An 18211-nucleotide genomic window follows, 5' to 3' on the forward strand; every position below is an offset into this window, starting at 1 on the left:
TTTCTTAGTCTCGTGGAGCAAAGCGTAAGACGATGCGATAATTCGGTACAAGTAAGTCTTCATAATACCCGCCTTGATCGGCTTCTGAATCAACGACCCACTGGGGATAGTCCCCATAGAAATCCCCCGTTAAGGAAATCGGCACGCGGCTTCTTTCTTCTAAGCGAACCAAGTGTTGTTCTTCCATCGCTTCATAGAGTTGAATCTGGGTTTCTTCCGTTTTTAGGTTCAGTCGCAACAGCGGGGTTGAGATATCGTCATAAGTAAGGGTTGGGTCTTCCTCTTCGCTTTCACTTTCAGCGTAATCGAGGGGATCTTCTCCCTCTTCTAACAAGACGATTCCGGCATGATCATCGATCGCCAATTGATTGATATAGGTATCCACAGCAAGTGGCGATTGATTGCGGATCTCATACGCTTGGCTTTCAAAATTACGATTCGATTCCGCCGGATTGTACAAGGATTCAAAGACCATTTTGGTCGGGATCGTTACTCGCATATGCTCCAGTTTCGATGTCACATCGATACCGATAGTCATCTGGTAGGCTTTATTCCCCACCTCAAGAACAGCGAAGTAGCTGCCGTCTTCGTCCACTTCTCGTGTAAGATCCGTTTCTACGATGCGAAAGTCATCCGTCATATCCGCTTCCGTCAATACATTTGCGGCTTGCGCGCGACTTTCTTGAAGGATCAAAGCATCTAATTCTTCTTGCGTGCTTAATTCATTAATTTTGAAACGGTCTAAAGTGAAGTTATTCGCTCGATAATTAATTCCTTTTATGACTGTTTGTTCTTCCGTTCTATCACCGGTCGTTTCAACAGAAGGTTTCGAAACTGTAATCGTTACCTTTGTCTCGGTCTCAAGACGTTCATTCCCTATCAAATCAATTTGGAACTGTCGGACTTGTTGATTTGACTCTTGATAATCGCCCCAAACAATTCGAGGATCATCTTTTTCAAGAACTACCTTATCTCCAGACGTCGTTTGGTAACTAATAGTCAACTCATCTACGGACTCTGTTGCATATCCAGTAATAGTTTGGGACTGATCGCTTACTCGATCAATGCTTGCGACAAGCTGTTCTGGAGCTACTCGCTCCCAGATATAGGTTCCTGGGGAACTACCATCATAGTTAGCCATAAACTCAGTTGAGTTTTCAAAAGTTATAACCGAACCATCACCCGACAAATTTTCTTCTAGCGTCCAGCGTCCAGTATATTGTTCAGTACTTGGGATTGCTGGTAAGTTTGCAGCAGCAGAAAAAATAGATTGTTCTCCTAATGTTATTCTATTTAATGTGTTAGTATTACCAAACATACTCTGCATATTAGTTACCTGAGAAGTATTCCAGTTGCTGACGTCAATTTCTTCTAAGTCACTTGCATTGGTAAACATGAATGCCATGTCTGTTACTTGTGACGTGTCCCAATTGCTAACATCTATCTTCTTTAAAGCATTCGCATTTTGAAACATCGTTCGCATATTAGTTACCTGAGAAGTATCCCAGTTGCTGACGTCAATTTCTTCTAAGTCACTCGCCTGGGCAAACATGAATGCCATGTCTGTTACTTGTGACGTGTCCCAATTGCTAACATCTATCTTCTTTAAAGCATTCGCATTTTGAAACATCGTTCGCATATTAGTTACCTGAGAAGTATCCCAGTTGCTTACATCTATTTCCTCTAAATTTACATTGTTAAACATAGTTTGTGTAGACAGTAAACTAGAGGTGTTCCAGTTGCTGACGTCAATTTCTTCTAAGTCACTCGCCTGGGTAAACATGAATGCCATGTCTGTTACTTGTGAAGTGTCCCAATTGCTAACATCTATCTTCTTTAAAGCATTCGCATTTTGAAACATCGCTCGCATATTAGTTACCTGAGAAGTATCCCAACTACTAACATCTAGTATATTCAATGCACGGACCTGACTAAACATGAATCTCATGTCTGTTACTTGAGAAACATCAAACTTATCAGCATTTTCGATAGATTCCAATTCTGCTAGTCCATCAAATAAGAAGGAAGAATTTCTTGGTAAAGTAACACAATCATTGACTAAGATTTTCTTGACCGATGGATAAGTTTTCCAAGGAGCAGTTGCAACTGCTCCAGCTTCTCCACCATACAAGATGATCGTTTCTGAGATACCATCATATAGCCATGGAACGGATCCCCACATTTCAAATATTTCCCATGTATACGTACCTGGAAAACGGCCATCATAACTTGTCATGAATTCACTTGAACTGGCATACCTGATCCCAAGATTTTCTGTACCTGGTTCCAACTTCCACCCACCGGTATAACCGTCTGTTTGTTGAATCGCTGGAAGCTGAGTGTCAGCTGAAAACAAGCTGTTTTCTCCGAGTGTCAATGATTTTAAATTAGTATTATTAAATATCTGACTCATATTTGTAACACTGGAAGTGTCCCATGAACTAAGATTCAATCGTGTGAGAGATCGGGTTAAATTAAACATTCGGCTCATATTCGTAACTTTTGATGTGTTCCATGTTCCTAAATCTAAAGTAGTAAGACTATTGGCTTGAAGAAACATGTCACTCATATCCGTGACATTTGATGTGTCCCATGCTCTTAAATCTAAGGTGGTAAGACTTTGAGCATTCATAAACATTTGACTCATATCCGTGACACTTGATGTATCCCACGATGCAAGGTCTAACCTAGTAAAAGCTGCGGGTGTGGCCGCCAGATTCCCAAACATAAGTCTCATATTAGTCACATTTGACGTGTCCCAATTACTAACATCTATTTCCCTTAACCGCCATGTAACTTGAAACATACTCTCCATATTAGTGACGTTAGAAACATCTAGTTTGTCTGCATTCTCTATGACTTCTAAAAGTTGTAATTCCCTAAACATCCCCGACGAGTTACTAGGTAAAATCACTTGATCTTCAAAAATTATTTTGCGAATGTGACGATACTGCCACCATGGCGACTCTCTTGCCGCCCCTGCTGTTCCGCCACCTACTATGATTGTTCCTTCTCCTTCGTAATAAGACCAAGGTACAGTCCCCCATAACCCTTGATCTGTAGGTATCCCTCTGACTAAAATCGAGTCTGTAACTTTACTATCTCTTTTTTCTTGTGCCACTGCCACAGACTCTATTTCTTGTTTTAGTTCATTGTCATGTGAATTTTCTGATATATTGCTATCTACTACTTTTGATGTCTCACTCTCAAATAGTGTATCATCTGAATATTCGTCACTATCTGATTCATTTATTTCTTCTCTTGATGATTTGGATTGAGCAATTTCGTCTTCTTGACGAACATGAACCTCGGCAAAAACAATAATAGGATGAAAAACTTGAACAACCAAAAAACATAATACAGTCAATAATCTTTTCTTCACCTGACCACCTCCTAACATATAAATATAAGGTCATTTAACCAAGTGATCTATATATTCAAATCACTTTCACCTCGTTTTTCGTACTAATGTGATTCAATATTTAAAAATTTCAGAACATTTAACGAGAAAGGTCTGTACACTTAATAAGTGGAATACTTTATGGATGAAAAACACCAAAAACAACCTTCCTAAACCAATAAAGAGATATCTACTTCTTAATTAGTCTCAAATTTCTTCGATTTTTAGATTAGAACAAAAATAGACATTCGATCCGATCGAATGTCATGGAAAAGTTATTAGATTAGGTTTTCTATTTTAGAGAATAAACAACAAATGTTTATTCTAAAAAACGAAGGTTTTTGATACATTTGTCTGTAAGTTTGTATGCATACCTATCTCTTACATGATAAAGGTTACATGATTTTTAGATAAAATGGGAATCAACATTTTCATATTCGGATGAAATAAATGAAAAAAAACACTCGTTAATACTTTTAACGAGTGTACGGGGATTAGAGAAATGGTTTTCGATACGGATCAATTTTTCTTTCCAGATTCCGCCAGTCATGCTCATCTGGGACAGCTTTCAATAACAAGTAATCTGTTTCAATAATATAGTCTAAGAGGTACCGATTATAGTTTGTGACAATCAAATCAATATGATCGGCATTTAATATTTCTTGTGTCAGATGTTGCAATGGCAAAAAGGTCAACGTGTGCTTTGTCCCAAACTGTTGCATTGCACGAGTTCGAATCTGTTGGCAGATGAAGTGATCACCTTCTAGAAGAAAATAAATTCTTTTTGTTGGTGAATAAAAATCAAAAATCAAATCACTGTAGATCGTTAAACTCACACAAATATCTTCAAGATATGGTGCAGCCAAAAAGTCTTTTCTTTGATGCTTCTTTAAAAATCGTAAATTCCGTTGATAGTTTTCATTGTCAGAACGCATGAGAGATTCTTTGATGTCCTGTGCCTCTTTGTTCAATGCAGGAGCTAACGCATAGTTCACTTTTCTAGACAAAAAGAAGGATTGCAAGAAAATTTTTATCTTGGCATAGCTCTCATTTGTGAGCTCAAACTCTTGTAAGTAAGCCTCCGTAAGTTTGGCAATTTCTGATCCTTGATGAAACTGCTGGTAGAACTTTTCCTCCGATGCTTCTCGATCTAAGGTACGTTTACAAATAGTAACTAAATAAATCCATGCAAATTCTTCCTTCGCTAGTTCTACGCCGTAAAGCTTGTTGATTCCGTCTTTTAAAGAATACAGGAGGGAGAAGCTATTTCCTTTGTAGGCTAATTCAATCAAGTATTTCGGGACTGTTATCGGAAAACCAAGGCTCGCCCGTTTGATTGCAATAAAAAAAGTATAGTAAAAAGCAGCTGGTGTTGTTCCAGAGCCAATATCATATTGTCCTAGTTTGTTGTTTAACTGGGTTAAGACCAACTCATGCAATGCGGGGTCGGGAACAAGGGTATGGGCAGTATCAATCCCTTCGTAATAAAAGTCTTTGAAGAATTTCCGTAAATCCGCTTCGCTCCCTTCAATTGTCAATGGATTCGACACCCATTTTAACCGATAACTGCTCAATATTTTGTTCGATTGACCCAACAACCGTCGAAACGTGCTCTCAGAAAAATGATAATGATGGGCCAACTCGTCAATATCCATCAATTCCCCTTGAAAAATATGACCGATGATTTCAAATAAACACTCATTTTCTAGCAAATCTTGTTTCTTTTCTTGGTACACGGAAGGTTTTTTCTCTTCAAAAAGAAAGCCACTATTCCCCGAAATTAGGGTAATACAATCACCAAAATAGTCTTTCACATACTTGAGATCATTTGCAATTGTGCGTTGTGTGACTTGCATCTTTTCTGCCATTTCACCAATTGTAAATAAACGATCTCGTTCCATCACACTCAAAACTCGAAATAAGCGTTTAGTTGTGCGATTACTGATAAATGCTAACTGTAAGTCTCTCATATTCTCCGCCTCATATCTCACTACGTCTTTTGTCTAGATGTTACATACATAACACAACAACAAAAAATGAGCAACACACGGCTCTTAATCACTTCATAAAAAAATAAGCTACTTCTAAACACAAAAAGGCTCAAATGCTCTTATGCTTTTCCATTATTATCTATTTGCTTACAAAACATTCTAATCTCCTTAGCGATGGTGGAGAAGAGGAATGCTCTCGAGCTTCTTTCATTGCAAAAATCTCCTTTAAATGGTTTAATGGTTTAAACTTTTAAACGATACTGGAGAGACAATTATGATAGATTATGCCAATCTGCAACAAGATTTTTCTGAGTTAAGTGATTTTTTAATCGCGCTAGGTGACAAAAAAAGACAAGCTATCATCATTCGGTTGCTGGAAGAGGAAAATTGTGCTGGCTTACAGGTCACTTCCTTATTAGAGGCCACCAATTTATCTAGACCCGCCATTTCACATCATTTGAAAATCTTGAAAGAAGCCAAAATCGTGAATTTCAGGCAAGAAGGAACAAAAAATTATTACTATCTCGATCATGAGCAAACAGAAATAAAAAAACTCCAATCCTTTTTAACGAAAGTCCTTCACATTATGAACGAGAGGGACCATTCATGAAGAAAGTATTAGTTGTTGAAACAAACATTCAAAAATATGCTGGCACGAACGAGGCTACCGGACTTTGGTTAGGAGAAAGTGCCGAGTTTCTAGATGAAGTCTATCAACAAGGGATTGATGTTGATTTCGTAAGTCCATTAGGAGGCTTTGTTCCTCTAGATCCAAGAAGCATGAAATATATAGATCAAGCCATTATGAACATTTATCTGGAAGAAAATTTCATTCAAAACGGCTTGATTCAAACGAAAAAACCCGCAGAAGTAAATCCAAATGACTACCATGCGATTTATTTTACCGGAGGGCATGGTGTCATGTGGGATTTTCCTGATAATAAAGAGCTGCAAGAACTCGCTTTAGCCATTTATGAAAACAATGGGTATATTTTATCTGTTTGCCACGGAATCGCTGGTTTACTAAATATAAAAGATAGAGAAGGAAGCTTTTTGATTTCTGGAAAAAAAATCACAGGATTTACGAAAACCGAAGAATTTCTCGCCGGGAAAATGAACAAAGTTCCTTTCTTTAATCAAACCGCCGCAGAAGAAAGGAACGCTCAATTCAAAAAAAGACGCTTTTATAAAGCATTTGCCCTAAAAGATGGGCGGATCATCACTGGCCAAAATCCTTTTTCTGTACGTGCTGTAGCAAAACTATATCTTGAGGAGGTACAGTCATGCAAACAATTTTAGGAAGCAATGGACAAATCGGCTATGAACTAGCAAAAGAACTATACAAAAATTACACAAATGAGCTTCGGCTAGTTAGCCGGAAGCCTCAAAAAATCAATCCTACAGATCAGATCGTTTCCGCAGATTTGATGGACTTTTCGCAAACGAAAAAAGCGATTGAACATAGTGAGATTGTTTACTTCACTGTTGGGTTACCGATGGATGCAGAGCTGTGGGAAACCAATTTTATGAAAATCACAGAAAATGTCATCCGCGCTTGCCAAGAAGCACAGAGCAAACTGGTTTTTTTTGATAATACTTATATGTATCCAAAGGATCGTACACCCCAAAAGGAAGACACGCCATTTTTTCCAGCAGGCAGGAAGTCCCTCGTGCGCTCTAAAATGGCTCAATTGGTTTTATCCGAGATGGAAAGTGGCCGTTTAGATGCGGTGATTTGTCGAGCCCCAGAGTTTTACGGCCCAGGCAAGACCCAGAGCATTACCAATACACTCGTCTTAAACAATATAGTCCACAATGCTCCCGTCAAAATACCTGTCAATAAGGACACTTTACGCACACTTATATGGACACCTGATGCTAGCCGAGCAATGGCCCTTATCGGAAATACGCCTAGTGCCTATGGCCAAACTTGGCATTTGCCCTGTGATACACCTCATAGTTTCCAAGACATGATCGATCTCGCCGAAAAAATTGAGGGCAAACCATTGAAATACCGCGTCATTCCTTTGTGGCAATTTAAACTTGCTAAGCTATTCAGTAAAAACGCGCGCGAACTAAGTGAGTTATTACCTAGATACACGGTGGATAATCTTTTTGTCTCTGATAAATTCAAAAAGGCATTCCCTCATTTTAAGATCACAACGTTTGAAGAAGGCATTAGGCAGGTACTTGTTGAGAATAGGGCAGGATGACTGACAACACTTTATTAACCCCAATGAAGAGAATGACTGATGAGAAGCTACCCAGCTTTTAGTAAATCAAATTCAAAGGATGTTCGCGTTTGTAGAAAGTTGAATCTTTACCGTTAGCAAAACCGTTCATTACACCGTCACTATTATTAATAAAAAGGATATTCATCCCACCCAAACACAATTAGCACAGGAATATAGAAAGCCAATTAGGCGTAGGCCTAATTGGCTTTAATAAGACATTCTGTTTCCTTTTTCTTTGCTCGGGCTAATAGAAAAAAAACAAGCACTAAGAAGTAATTTTGAGGCAGCTAGACAACAATATAACTGAAGACGAGAACGAAAGAAAAAATTCTTATTTGCGACATTCGATTACGCAAAAAATATATATGAACATCTATTATTAGCCATCCTTTTTTCTAACTCACATTTTAGTTAACCTTTTTATCTATCCCAACTGCTATAAAAACTCTCTCACACGTTCTTTAACATGCTACTATTGTTCCAACTTCTTTATTGCTAAAGCTAAGCAGCCGATCAAACCTGCATCGTCAGCAAGCATTGGAGTTAGTAAGTATTCTTCAAGAGCAGGGGTATCCACATAGGAACCCATTTTTTCTTTAAACGCTTGGCGAATCAACTCGAGTAGTTGCGGCTGTTTCATTACACCCCCACCTAAAATTATTACTTCCGGTGCATATAGTAACGTTGTGTTATACACACACTGAGCAAGATAATCTGCCTCAATCGCCCAATAAGGATGATCAAATGAAATGGTCTGGGCTTTTCTTCCAAAGCGTTTTTCAATCGCGGGGCCTGAGGCTAACCCTTCCAAACAATCATGATGAAAAGGACAGATTCCTTCAAATTGATCTTCATTATGACGTTGTAAGAGCATATGTCCCATTTCAGGATGACTGAAACCTGTGACTATTTTTCCATCGACTACAGCACCACCACCAACACCAGTACCAACGGTGTAATAAAGAACACTATTTTTACCTTTTCCATACCCTGCCATATATTCTCCATAACAAGCAGCATTTACATCGGTAGTCCAATAGATGGGAACCGACAAGGCGTTTTCCAAAGCTCCTACAAAATGATAATTTTGCCAAGCTACCTTCGGAGTGTTGGTGATATATCCGTAAGTTCTTGATTCGATTTGAATATCAATTGGCCCAAATGCTCCTACACCAATTGATGCGATATTTCCTTTGTACTTATCAAAGAAATCAAACACTTGCTTCATCGTTTCTTCTGGTGTTGTGGTAGGAAAACTTTTCCGTTCTATCACTTGTAATTGTTCATTACCAATCCCACAGACAAACTTTGTTCCACCAGCTTCAATTCCACCATATAACATTTTATCTACACCTTTCATTCACTTATCTTCAAAAAAAGAAACGTATTTGCACTAAGCAAAATCGTTTCTCACTAAAGGTTTCGTTGTGCCACCTTCGCCAAATTCAATCGGCAATACGGTACGTTTTTCTACTGTCTCTCCATTAATGACAGCAATTAATTTTGCCACTGCCACTTCCGCCATTTGCTTTGTAGGTTGGGCAATTGTTGAGACGAGATAAGGGTCTCCTTCTGTCATCTTTTGACCATCAAATCCGATAACTTGGACATCCTCTGGTACGTTTTTCCCTATTTTTTCAAGCATACCAATGACAGCTAATGCCATCGGATCGTTGATCGTAAAAATCCCATCGATATCAGGATTCTCTAACAAAAAATTTGTTACACGTTCTGAGAGATGGTCTAAAGGTTCTAACATATCTAACGCTTTATAGGAAATCCCCAGTTGACGGCACTCGATCTCAAAATATTTTCGACGACTCTTCGTTTCATTCGGTGTTTCTTGGTACCCACCGATATATGCTACATTCTGACATCCTCGGCGATAAAGTTCATTTGCAGCCAAACGTCCACCGGCCGCATTGTCAGCGGTCACATAAATCACCTCTTCAGTGAAATAACGGTCAATACTAACAAAAGGCAGATTACTCGAAATGTATTCATCGATATCTGAATAAGTAATTCCAATGATGCCGTCTACTTTATTTTGGCTGACCATCTGGATATATTCTTGTTCTTTTTCACTATTCCCACTGGAGTTACACAAATAAAGCTTGTAGTTTTGTCTTTCTAATGCTGTTTCTACATGGTAGGCAAATTCGCCAAAAAATGGATGCCATACAGTGGGTAGAATCAAAGCAACCGTATTCGTATGCTTCATCTTTAACCCCCGGGCATAAAAATCTGGTTGATAGTTTAACTCTGTCATTGCTGCTTCAACTTTTTCTCTAGTAGAAGCTTTAACAGAGCCGTTATTCAATACCCGGGAAACAGTTCCTACTCCGACACCTGCTAATTTTGCGACATCTTTCATTGTTGCTTTCATAGTTGATCCCTCACATTTCTGCACAAGTTTAGTATAATGAATTTTGTCATAAATTACTAATTTTTTCAAAATACTAATAGCAAAGCCATGGGAAATCTAGCTATCTGTTCTTTTCTAAAAAATTATCCTTCAAAACCTATTAAATAATTGATTCATCGCCTAAGCAATCAAACATTTATTTCACACTCGCTGTTTCAAAAGCTTGAATACGACTTTCTCCGATCGAATGAAATAAGATATCTCGAGCTTTTTCCAGCTCATAGAAAGTAGCCGTCATAACTTCTAAACCATTAATAAAGACTTCAACTGATGAGGTATCTCTAAAAATCTCAAGAACGAGCTGATTATCAATCAAAGGTATTTCAACTTTTCGGACATTCAGAGGGTCTTCTTCCGCCCCTGTAAGCTCTCTTCCTAGTTTCTGACGATCCAATTCAAAAACCTGTTTAGCAGTGTCATAAGTTAGTTTGAGACAATCCGTCTTAGACCGCAGTAATTCAATTGTAAAAACTTCTGCTTTCTCCAAATCTGCGACTAGATGTAAATATGAAGAATCAGACAGCGCGTTTCGAAATACGACTGATGTGTCAGTCACTGCAATATTTTCACTGCCTTGTTGATAAACTAAATGACTATATACAGTTGAGATGGGTTTTTGTACCAATCGATTTTTTTTCACTCTTAACTCTCGGGGCAAACTCATAGAGCCTGCCCAAAGATGGCCTAACTCATGTGTAGGCAATGTACGATCCCACATCTGCATCCAAGCAATCATCACCCGTCCACCATTAGGATCTGTTGTTGTTTGTGGTGCATAAAAATCCATTCCAAAATCCATTTCATGGAAATTATCAACTATCATCTGACCTGTTTCCCAGTCTACCTCACCAATACAAGCCATGGTAGAACTGATATTATGATATTCCAGTCCGTTCTTCTTAATTTGTATCGGTGACATGATTAAGACATCTCGTCCGTCTAAATGGAATAAGTCAGGACATTCCCACATTATTCCTTGCTCTGAAGTCCCTTCTAGCAACACAGAGTAAAAGTGCCAAGTATACAAATCTGACGATTGAAACATCACTATTCTACCAGTAGACTGTGTAGATTTAGTAGCTACTACCATATAGTAAGCATCGTTGTGAACAATTACTTTAGGATCACGAAATTCTTGTATCAGCCCATTCTCACCTAGCTGTTTTTCTGCTACCACAGGATTACCACTGTATTTGCTAAAATGAATACCATCTTCAGAGACCGCCAAACATTGATGCTGATGGCTAATACCATCAATTTCTTGACAGCCTGTATAAAATAAATATAGTTTTCCGTCTCTTTCAATTGCACTTCCTGAGAAACACCCGCCGCTGTCATAAGGTTGATCTGGGGCTAACGCTACTGGTAGATCTTCCCAATGGACCAAATCACTACTGCGCGCATGCCCCCAATGCATGGGCCCCCATCGACTATCGTAAGGATAGTATTGATAGAAGAGATGGTAATGCCCTTTGTAATATATAAACCCATTGGGGTCATTTATCCACCCGATGGGTGCGGAAAAATGATAGTTTTGTCGATACTGAGGGTTAACTTTTCCTCGCATCATTTCAATAAATCGATTTGCTTTATCCAAAATCGCCGTTTCTTCTACTAACACTTATTGTGCTCCCTTCAAAAAATTATCATAGCCAGTTTGTTTTATTTGAATCCATTCTTCCAAACCTACACGTTCCAATTCAGCAAGGTATTCTTCCCATTCTTCATCGATTTTACCGCCGGTGATCCACTCTGCTCTTTTGCGATAGATGTAATCCCACATATCTGTTTCAATTTTTGCTAATCGATCTGTTTCTTCTTTTTCTAAAAAGACACGTGGATAGATATTGTCTTCTGTAATATATGGCAAATACGTGTCATGCATCAAATCTAAACGCCACTTCGCATCATCTGGCATAGTAGTGACTGTGCCGTAATAAGAATCAAGAACTGCTAATGGTCCTCCAGCTTCGGTCTTTTGTCTTAGTTCTCCCGGTGCTGTCCCCTCTAAAGGCAAATGTTTTAACATACCATCCTTTAATTCAAAAATATTCGCCTGTGCTTCATCACCGTAGGTTCCCCAGTTATTTTGGACAGACTGTAACGGTTCATACATTTTATCTATCCACCTAGCTGTAAGTTCCAAGTTTTTATTCGCACTAGTAATTACGAAACGATCTCTTGAGAAACCCATGCCATTCGTACGAGTAACGTGTTTCGTTCCATCTGGTCCCGCTAAGACTGGCAAGACGTCATAACTATCATCTGCACCCGTGATATTTGCTTTATCCCAAGTAAAGTACACGCCATACTTATGTTCTTTCCCTTTGGCAACATAAGTATTCCAATCTTGTTCGAAAGCCTCTTTATCAATAAGACCTTTATTATTCATTTCATTGAAATATTTGATGGCTTCTTTATACCCTTCTTTGTTAGCAGTAAATTGTACCTGGCCATCGTTATCAACGACTAAGTGGTCATCATTATCACCTAGACCGAATGCCCCCATTAAAAATTTTAAGTCTTCGTTTCCTCCATTGTTAATAAAGCTAAAAGGAATTTCATCTGCTTCACCATTACCATTTGGATCTTGCGTCTTGAAAGCCTCCAACACAGTCATCAACTGATCAGTGGTTTGCGGCATTTCAAGACCCAAATTATCCAACCACTCCTTGTTGATCCAAGCCATCCCATTTACTGTATGAATCGACTCTTTTCCTTCGCCTAATTCTTCAATCCAAGGCATAGAGTAAATGTGACCATCAGGTGCAGTAGACATTTGTCGGTATTCGGGGTTTTCATCAAAAATTTTCTTCAGATTTGGCATATATTCTTCGATCAAGTCTTCAATCGGTACAATAACGCCACTTTCCGCCCAGTTTAATAAATCATAGTCACCTGCAGCGGCGTTGAAGATGGCATCTGGTAAATCCCCACTAGCGATATCCAAATTTCTTTTTTCGGCAAAATCACTACTGTAGTTTGTCCAATCAATATGGAGATTGGTCTCTTCTTCTAATCGTTGGAAAATCAATTTGTCATTAGGATCATTGGGAGCCAAAGGGGCACTTTGAGACATCATTTTTAAAGATACTTTTTCTTTCAATGGAAAAGAGACATTTTCTAGTTCATAATCAGGGCTTGATTTACTCTTTTCTTTTGAGCCTCCACAAGCCCCCAAAATTAGTACGGAAGTAAAAACGATTGGCAGCATCCATTTTGCTTTCATCTTAAAATCTCCTTTATAATTTTTATTCATACAAATAGTGAACAATACTTACCCTTTAACAGAACCAACTAAAACACCTTTATCAAAATATTTTTGGAAGAAAGGATACATTATGATTAATGGCAGACTAGAAATGACGATCGTTGCGTATTTGATCAACTCAGCAATTTGTTTCATTTCTGCCATGGCAGTATTGGCTCCCACCATGTCTTGTGAAGGTTGGTTTTGGATCAAAATATTTCTTAATACGAGTTGCAACGGCTGTAAGTCGGGATCTTTGATGTAAATCATGGCATCAAAATATGAGTTCCATTGCCCAACAAAGGCATATAAAAACAATACGAACATAATTGGTTTAGCTAATGGAAGCATGACTTTGAACAGTATTTGCAAGTCATTGGCGCCATCGATAGTAGCAGCTTCAGAAAGTTCTTTTGGCAAAGCACTAAAATAGGTACGGGCTAAGATAATATTCCACACATTTATAGCACCTGGTACGATAATCGCCCATACACTATCTAACATGCCCAAGTTCTTTACCAATAAATAGGTAGGTATCAAGCCGCCACCCACGAACATTGTAATGACAAAAAAAGTCATAATAATCTTTTTCCCCGCCAAGTTAGGTCGAGACAAAGGATACGCAGTGATCATCGTAATAAATACAGTCAATAAGCTGAAGCTAAAAGAGTAAAACAACGAATTTACAAAACCGCGTAAAATGGAATCATCTGCAAATACCCGTTGATATCCTTGTATTGTCCAATCTTTCGGATTGAAGCTTATACCTTTATTGATCAAAGTAGCTGGGTCCATAAAAGAAGCTACCAGTACATAAATCAGCGGAACAATGGTGATGACGACTAAAAAAGTTACAATCACTCGATTCAACCATAAGATTTGACGGTCGATTTTTGATAAAGCACTATTCATAATTTTCTCCTTTCATTACAAGCCTTGACCATCGTTTAGCCGCTTGGTTATATTGTTGACAATCAGTAATAAAACGACATTAATAATCATATTGAACAGACCAACAGCAGCAGAGTAGGCATAATCACCTGATTGCAAGCCGACTTTGTATACATAAGTGGAAATGATTTCTGAGGCAGGGATGTTCATTGAAGTTTGCATCAAGTAGGCTTTTTCATATCCTACATTCATAATACCGCCGGCGGCCAAGATGAAGCTGATCACCATCACAGGCCTCAATGCAGGCAAATCGATATGCCAAATCTTTTGTAAAATATTTGCCCCATCGATATTTGCTGCCTCATATAAATCGGTACTGACTCCCGCCAGCGTCGCGGTGTAAAGAATGGATGACCAGCCGATTCCTTGCCAAATTCCCGATAAAATATAAATCGTTCTGAAATAAGCTGGATTAGACATGAACATAATTGGTTGCCCCGTAACCTTTTCTACTAACCCATTAATAGGTCCATTTGCGGATAGGAACAAAAACAGCATCCCCACGATAATAACTACTGAGATAAAATTCGGCGCATATAGAATCAACTGGATTTTCTGTTTTATTTTTTTATTGATAATTTGATTCAAGCTCAGTGCTAAAATAATTGGTGGAAAAAAACCTAACAATAAACCATAAATGCTAATTTTTAATGTGTTGCTCAGCAAAAGCGTAAAATTTGGTGAACTGATAAATTCCCTAAAGTGATCTAGTCCTACCCAAGGACTTTCCAAAATTCCTAGCATAGGATTATAGTCTTTAAATGCAATCACAGCACCGTACATTGGCACATACTTAAAGATAAACGTCATGATGATACCTGGTAAGAGCAACAAGTACATCCACTTATCACGCCGCAACTGTTTCTTTAATTTTTCCCACTTCGAGATATTTTTTTTATCCCGTTGTACCGCCCTTATCTCACCACCTGGTCCCAATGTCTTTTCCAATTCAATCTCCTCCCAATACATTTTAGAAACGTTTCCATTTTCGTCTAAAAAAATAAAAATTTAACGAAGATGCATTTTGGAAACGTTCCCACTATTTTCGTTTATAGATTACCATAGCCATTTTTTTAAGTCAATATTTTTTTGTAATTATTCTTTCACCCCCACTAAGCTTTCGTCAATTCATTTATGGTTTACGAAAATTGTTAAAAATTAAGGATCTCGATTATTTCATTAATCCTATTTTTCTCTACTTTTCTAGAATTCTTCTTTTATGAGTTTACTTATCACAACTCGCATCCTCTAATCTCTTTTCTACCAATCATTCACTATTTAACCGTTCCAATCGGAAGATTATCTGGTTAATTATTTAAAAATAGCTCGGATTCACCTTTATTTTTTGCTTTTTAACTAACTAAAAGCGAAAAGATAAGAGTTAGATATGTAAATGTATATAAGGTTAGGAGCTGTTAGATGAGCTTTATAGGGGAATCTTGGACAAGTAAGGTCGCCAATCAAAATTTAAAAAATGTGTAGCACCTAAGAGTATTCACTTTTTCATCCGCCAACTGAAAGAAATTAGCGAAAAAGAGTAAACTTACAAAAAATGAGTTTACTCTAGATCAATATAATAATTAACTGCGCCCTTCCTCATCCATCTCTCGATAATCAAATTCATAAAACACAGCTTTTGTGTCATAGCCTGCATAGTCAACCGCTGCTAGTCCGACAAATGCTCCGGTGAAGAAGCCGCCGCAAGTTTGTAATACATAATCATCCGATAGAATAGCAGAATCAAATTCGATTGGTAAATCTTGCCATGTTTCTCCATCAAAGGAATAGGCATATCTATAGGTCTGCTTGCGGACTTTTGTTTTGAACCATAGAAAATCCACAGCATCTGGAATGGTAAGCGCATTTTCTCTTAAGTAGGACGTATAGGTTCCTTGATTGTTTTCAGCTACTTCAATTACTTTTCCATTTTCTTCATTCCAAGTGATAAAAATGAAGGACCAGTGTTGGTCATTATAGTAATTGGTTAGTCCTGCCATTTGTTGGTAAGAAAATGGATCAAATTTTACTTTTGTTATTGCATCAAAATAAAAGGTTTGCCAACGGCGTGCGATCATTGAAAGATCATGATGATTTGTTAAGCTTCCTTTTCCAATTAGTTCTAGTTTCCCATCGCCTACACTGCCCATTTCTGCTGAAAATGGTACACGAAGGGTCTGCCAGTTTTTATTTAGCTGCTTCTCACTAAAGTCATCATAATGAGAGCGGCTACTCAAAACTTCTGTAGGTGCTGCATCTTTAGGAGCCTCCACGCTTGTTTGTCCCCCATGTCCACCAACGATTCTTGGCCAGTCTTCAGAATCCCATTCAACTTTTTGAATGGCAGTCTCACGTCCTAAAGTTGACCATCCGCGAGGATTTGTCACCGACTCGTTTTCTCGATGTAAGGGTCTGGCACATAGCGATGCATAGTACCATTCGCCTGACGGAGTAGACACAAGTGCCCCATGTCCTTGCTTTTGCAAGTATGAATGAGGCGTATCGTAATTGGTTAGAAACGGACCATGAGGATCGGTTTCGAACGAATCAGCTTCCAGTGAAGAGGATCTAGCTACGACTTCTTGATGGGTAAAGACAGTTCCACCTTCTGCCACAAATAAATAGTAACGCCCATTTATTTTGTATAGATGCGGACCTTCAACTAATCCTACATTCGTTCCTTCATAAATCATTCGAGCAGTTTCTGGTTTCAACTGCATGGTTTCTACATCAAATTCGGTCAGTGTAATGCCATTGAAAGGATTTTTATACTCTCGATGATCCCACGTCTGTTGCACGAGGTATTTTCTGCCATCCTCATCATGAAACAGAGAGGGATCAAAGCCAACGCCATTCAATCGAATCGGTGTAGTCCACGGTCCATGGATGTTCGTTGCGGTAGTCAAATAGTTGGTCATGTCCTTAAATGCCCCATCCACAACTTTGACGTCGGTAAACACCAACCAAAATTTGTTGTCTGCATAGGATAAGTCTGGTGCCCATATTCCACCAGACGACGGATTTCCCTTCATGTCTAGCATCTCTACTGAATCGAGAGGAGCATCCAGCAGTTTCCAATGGACCAAGTCTTTTGATTCGTGCAAACGAATCCCAGGGAACCATTCGAACGTTGAATTAGCTAGATAGTACGTATCTCCTACTCGGATGATGGATGGATCAGGATGAAAGCCGGATAAGACAGGATTTTTTATTTTCATAGAAACACCTCTTTTTTTAAATTTAAGCTACAGTTTTTGATTAGTATTCATTTCAAGCCGTTCGCTCTTGTTGTCCCACTCCTCAAAAAACAAATCAAGTGAAAATCGTCGAATCAAATTACGATACACGCCGTAATTGATTACACCACTAAGAAAACAAAGATACGCCAAAGAGAAATACTGCATTAAGAAAATTGACAGTCCAATAAATGCACTATTATAAACAGTGACTGAAGGCAATCGGTAGCTTATCAGCAATGACCATTCTATTTTCTTCTTAAATGGGATTTGAGCGACGCGAGAATCGCTTGAGATCAGTAAGACAAAGAGCATACTGCTTAATAAAAAACAGCTCGTAAGGACAAATGGCAAAAACATAACAGAGCGTTGATATAATATCAGTATTTTCAGTCCAAAGAGGATCAAGAGAATGATCAGAGAATACAAGAAATATAATCCCCAGTTTTTCTTCAAGCATTCTCGATAGTACTGAAAATAGTTCTTTGTATTCGATAAATGCTCTGGGTTGTTAAATAAGCCGAATTGAGCGGACAGACTTGCAATTAAAAATACTAGGGGTACCCAAAAGAAGACAATATTATTCAGAGTCAATCGAAGAAAAAACAAGTGCATCAGGAGTAAACTATTCGACAGGATGAAATACAGCTGATAAACCAAAAGCCGATAGGCTGAGTGGACGATGGTAACGGTCCACTCAGAAATAGCGTGAAAGAAAGGATTCATA

The 18211-nt window shown here is 38.4% G+C and carries 13 protein-coding genes; 3 read left to right on the top strand and 10 right to left on the bottom strand.

The genetic code is table 11. The features are described 5' to 3' along the window. Positions 1-4 precede the first annotated feature (4 nt). A complete protein-coding gene (locus IGI94_RS15745; RefSeq protein WP_438899943.1) occupies positions 5-3382 on the bottom strand; it encodes a BspA family leucine-rich repeat surface protein in 3378 nt (1125 codons plus the stop codon). Positions 3383-3894: 512 nt separating this feature from the next. Next, positions 3895-5370: a helix-turn-helix domain-containing protein gene (locus IGI94_RS15750; RefSeq protein WP_008381810.1), complete on the bottom strand. Its 1476-nt coding sequence runs from the start codon at positions 5368-5370 to the stop codon at positions 3895-3897. 295 nt (positions 5371-5665) lie between these two features. Here IGI94_RS15750 and IGI94_RS15755 point away from each other — a divergent pair, with 295 nt between their 5' ends. From IGI94_RS15755 to IGI94_RS15765, 3 genes are read left to right on the top strand one after another with little or no spacing between them, the layout of a single operon-like run. Then, on the top strand, positions 5666-6001 hold the full coding sequence (locus IGI94_RS15755; RefSeq protein WP_429968885.1) for an ArsR/SmtB family transcription factor: 336 nt from the start codon (positions 5666-5668) through the stop codon (positions 5999-6001). Continuing rightward, a complete protein-coding gene (locus IGI94_RS15760; protein ID WP_016621151.1) occupies positions 5998-6690 on the top strand; it encodes a type 1 glutamine amidotransferase domain-containing protein in 693 nt (230 codons plus the stop codon). Before IGI94_RS15755 ends, IGI94_RS15760 begins: the two co-directional genes overlap by 4 nt. Further along, on the top strand, positions 6675-7604 hold the full coding sequence (locus IGI94_RS15765; protein ID WP_087664488.1) for an NAD-dependent epimerase/dehydratase family protein: 930 nt from the start codon (positions 6675-6677) through the stop codon (positions 7602-7604). Before IGI94_RS15760 ends, IGI94_RS15765 begins: the two co-directional genes overlap by 16 nt. A gap of 493 nt (positions 7605-8097) precedes the next feature. On the opposite strand, the gene IGI94_RS15770 is transcribed toward IGI94_RS15765, so the two are convergent. From IGI94_RS15770 to IGI94_RS15805, 8 genes are all read right to left on the bottom strand, one after another. Then, positions 8098-8967: an ROK family protein gene (locus IGI94_RS15770; protein ID WP_061053450.1), complete on the bottom strand. Its 870-nt coding sequence runs from the start codon at positions 8965-8967 to the stop codon at positions 8098-8100. A gap of 51 nt (positions 8968-9018) precedes the next feature. Then, the gene (locus IGI94_RS15775; protein ID WP_002323463.1) at positions 9019-10011 is read right to left on the bottom strand and encodes a LacI family DNA-binding transcriptional regulator; all 993 of its coding nucleotides are present in this window, start codon (positions 10009-10011) and stop codon (positions 9019-9021) included. Positions 10012-10186: 175 nt separating this feature from the next. Further along, on the bottom strand, positions 10187-11671 hold the full coding sequence (locus tag IGI94_RS15780) for a glycoside hydrolase family 32 protein (RefSeq protein WP_002323464.1): 1485 nt from the start codon (positions 11669-11671) through the stop codon (positions 10187-10189). After that, positions 11672-13279: an ABC transporter substrate-binding protein gene (locus IGI94_RS15785; protein ID WP_061053451.1), complete on the bottom strand. Its 1608-nt coding sequence runs from the start codon at positions 13277-13279 to the stop codon at positions 11672-11674. A 48-nt stretch (positions 13280-13327) separates the two neighbouring features. Further along, positions 13328-14212 (bottom strand): carbohydrate ABC transporter permease, encoded by an 885-nt coding sequence (locus IGI94_RS15790; protein ID WP_005230433.1) that lies wholly within the window; start codon positions 14210-14212, stop codon positions 13328-13330. A 15-nt stretch (positions 14213-14227) separates the two neighbouring features. After that, the gene (locus tag IGI94_RS15795) at positions 14228-15220 is read right to left on the bottom strand and encodes an ABC transporter permease (RefSeq protein WP_005233042.1); all 993 of its coding nucleotides are present in this window, start codon (positions 15218-15220) and stop codon (positions 14228-14230) included. 611 nt (positions 15221-15831) lie between these two features. Further along, the gene (locus IGI94_RS15800) at positions 15832-17466 is read right to left on the bottom strand and encodes a glycoside hydrolase family 43 protein (protein WP_438899944.1); all 1635 of its coding nucleotides are present in this window, start codon (positions 17464-17466) and stop codon (positions 15832-15834) included. Positions 17467-17493: 27 nt separating this feature from the next. After that, positions 17494-18210, bottom strand: a complete 717-nt coding sequence (locus IGI94_RS15805) for a hypothetical protein (protein ID WP_101699544.1) — start codon at positions 18208-18210, stop codon at positions 17494-17496. Between the last annotated feature and the right edge of the window lies 1 nt (position 18211).

It is taken from the genome of Enterococcus sp. AZ149 (assembly GCF_051714285.1).
Lineage (GTDB): Bacteria > Bacillota > Bacilli > Lactobacillales > Enterococcaceae > Enterococcus_D > Enterococcus_D entomosocium.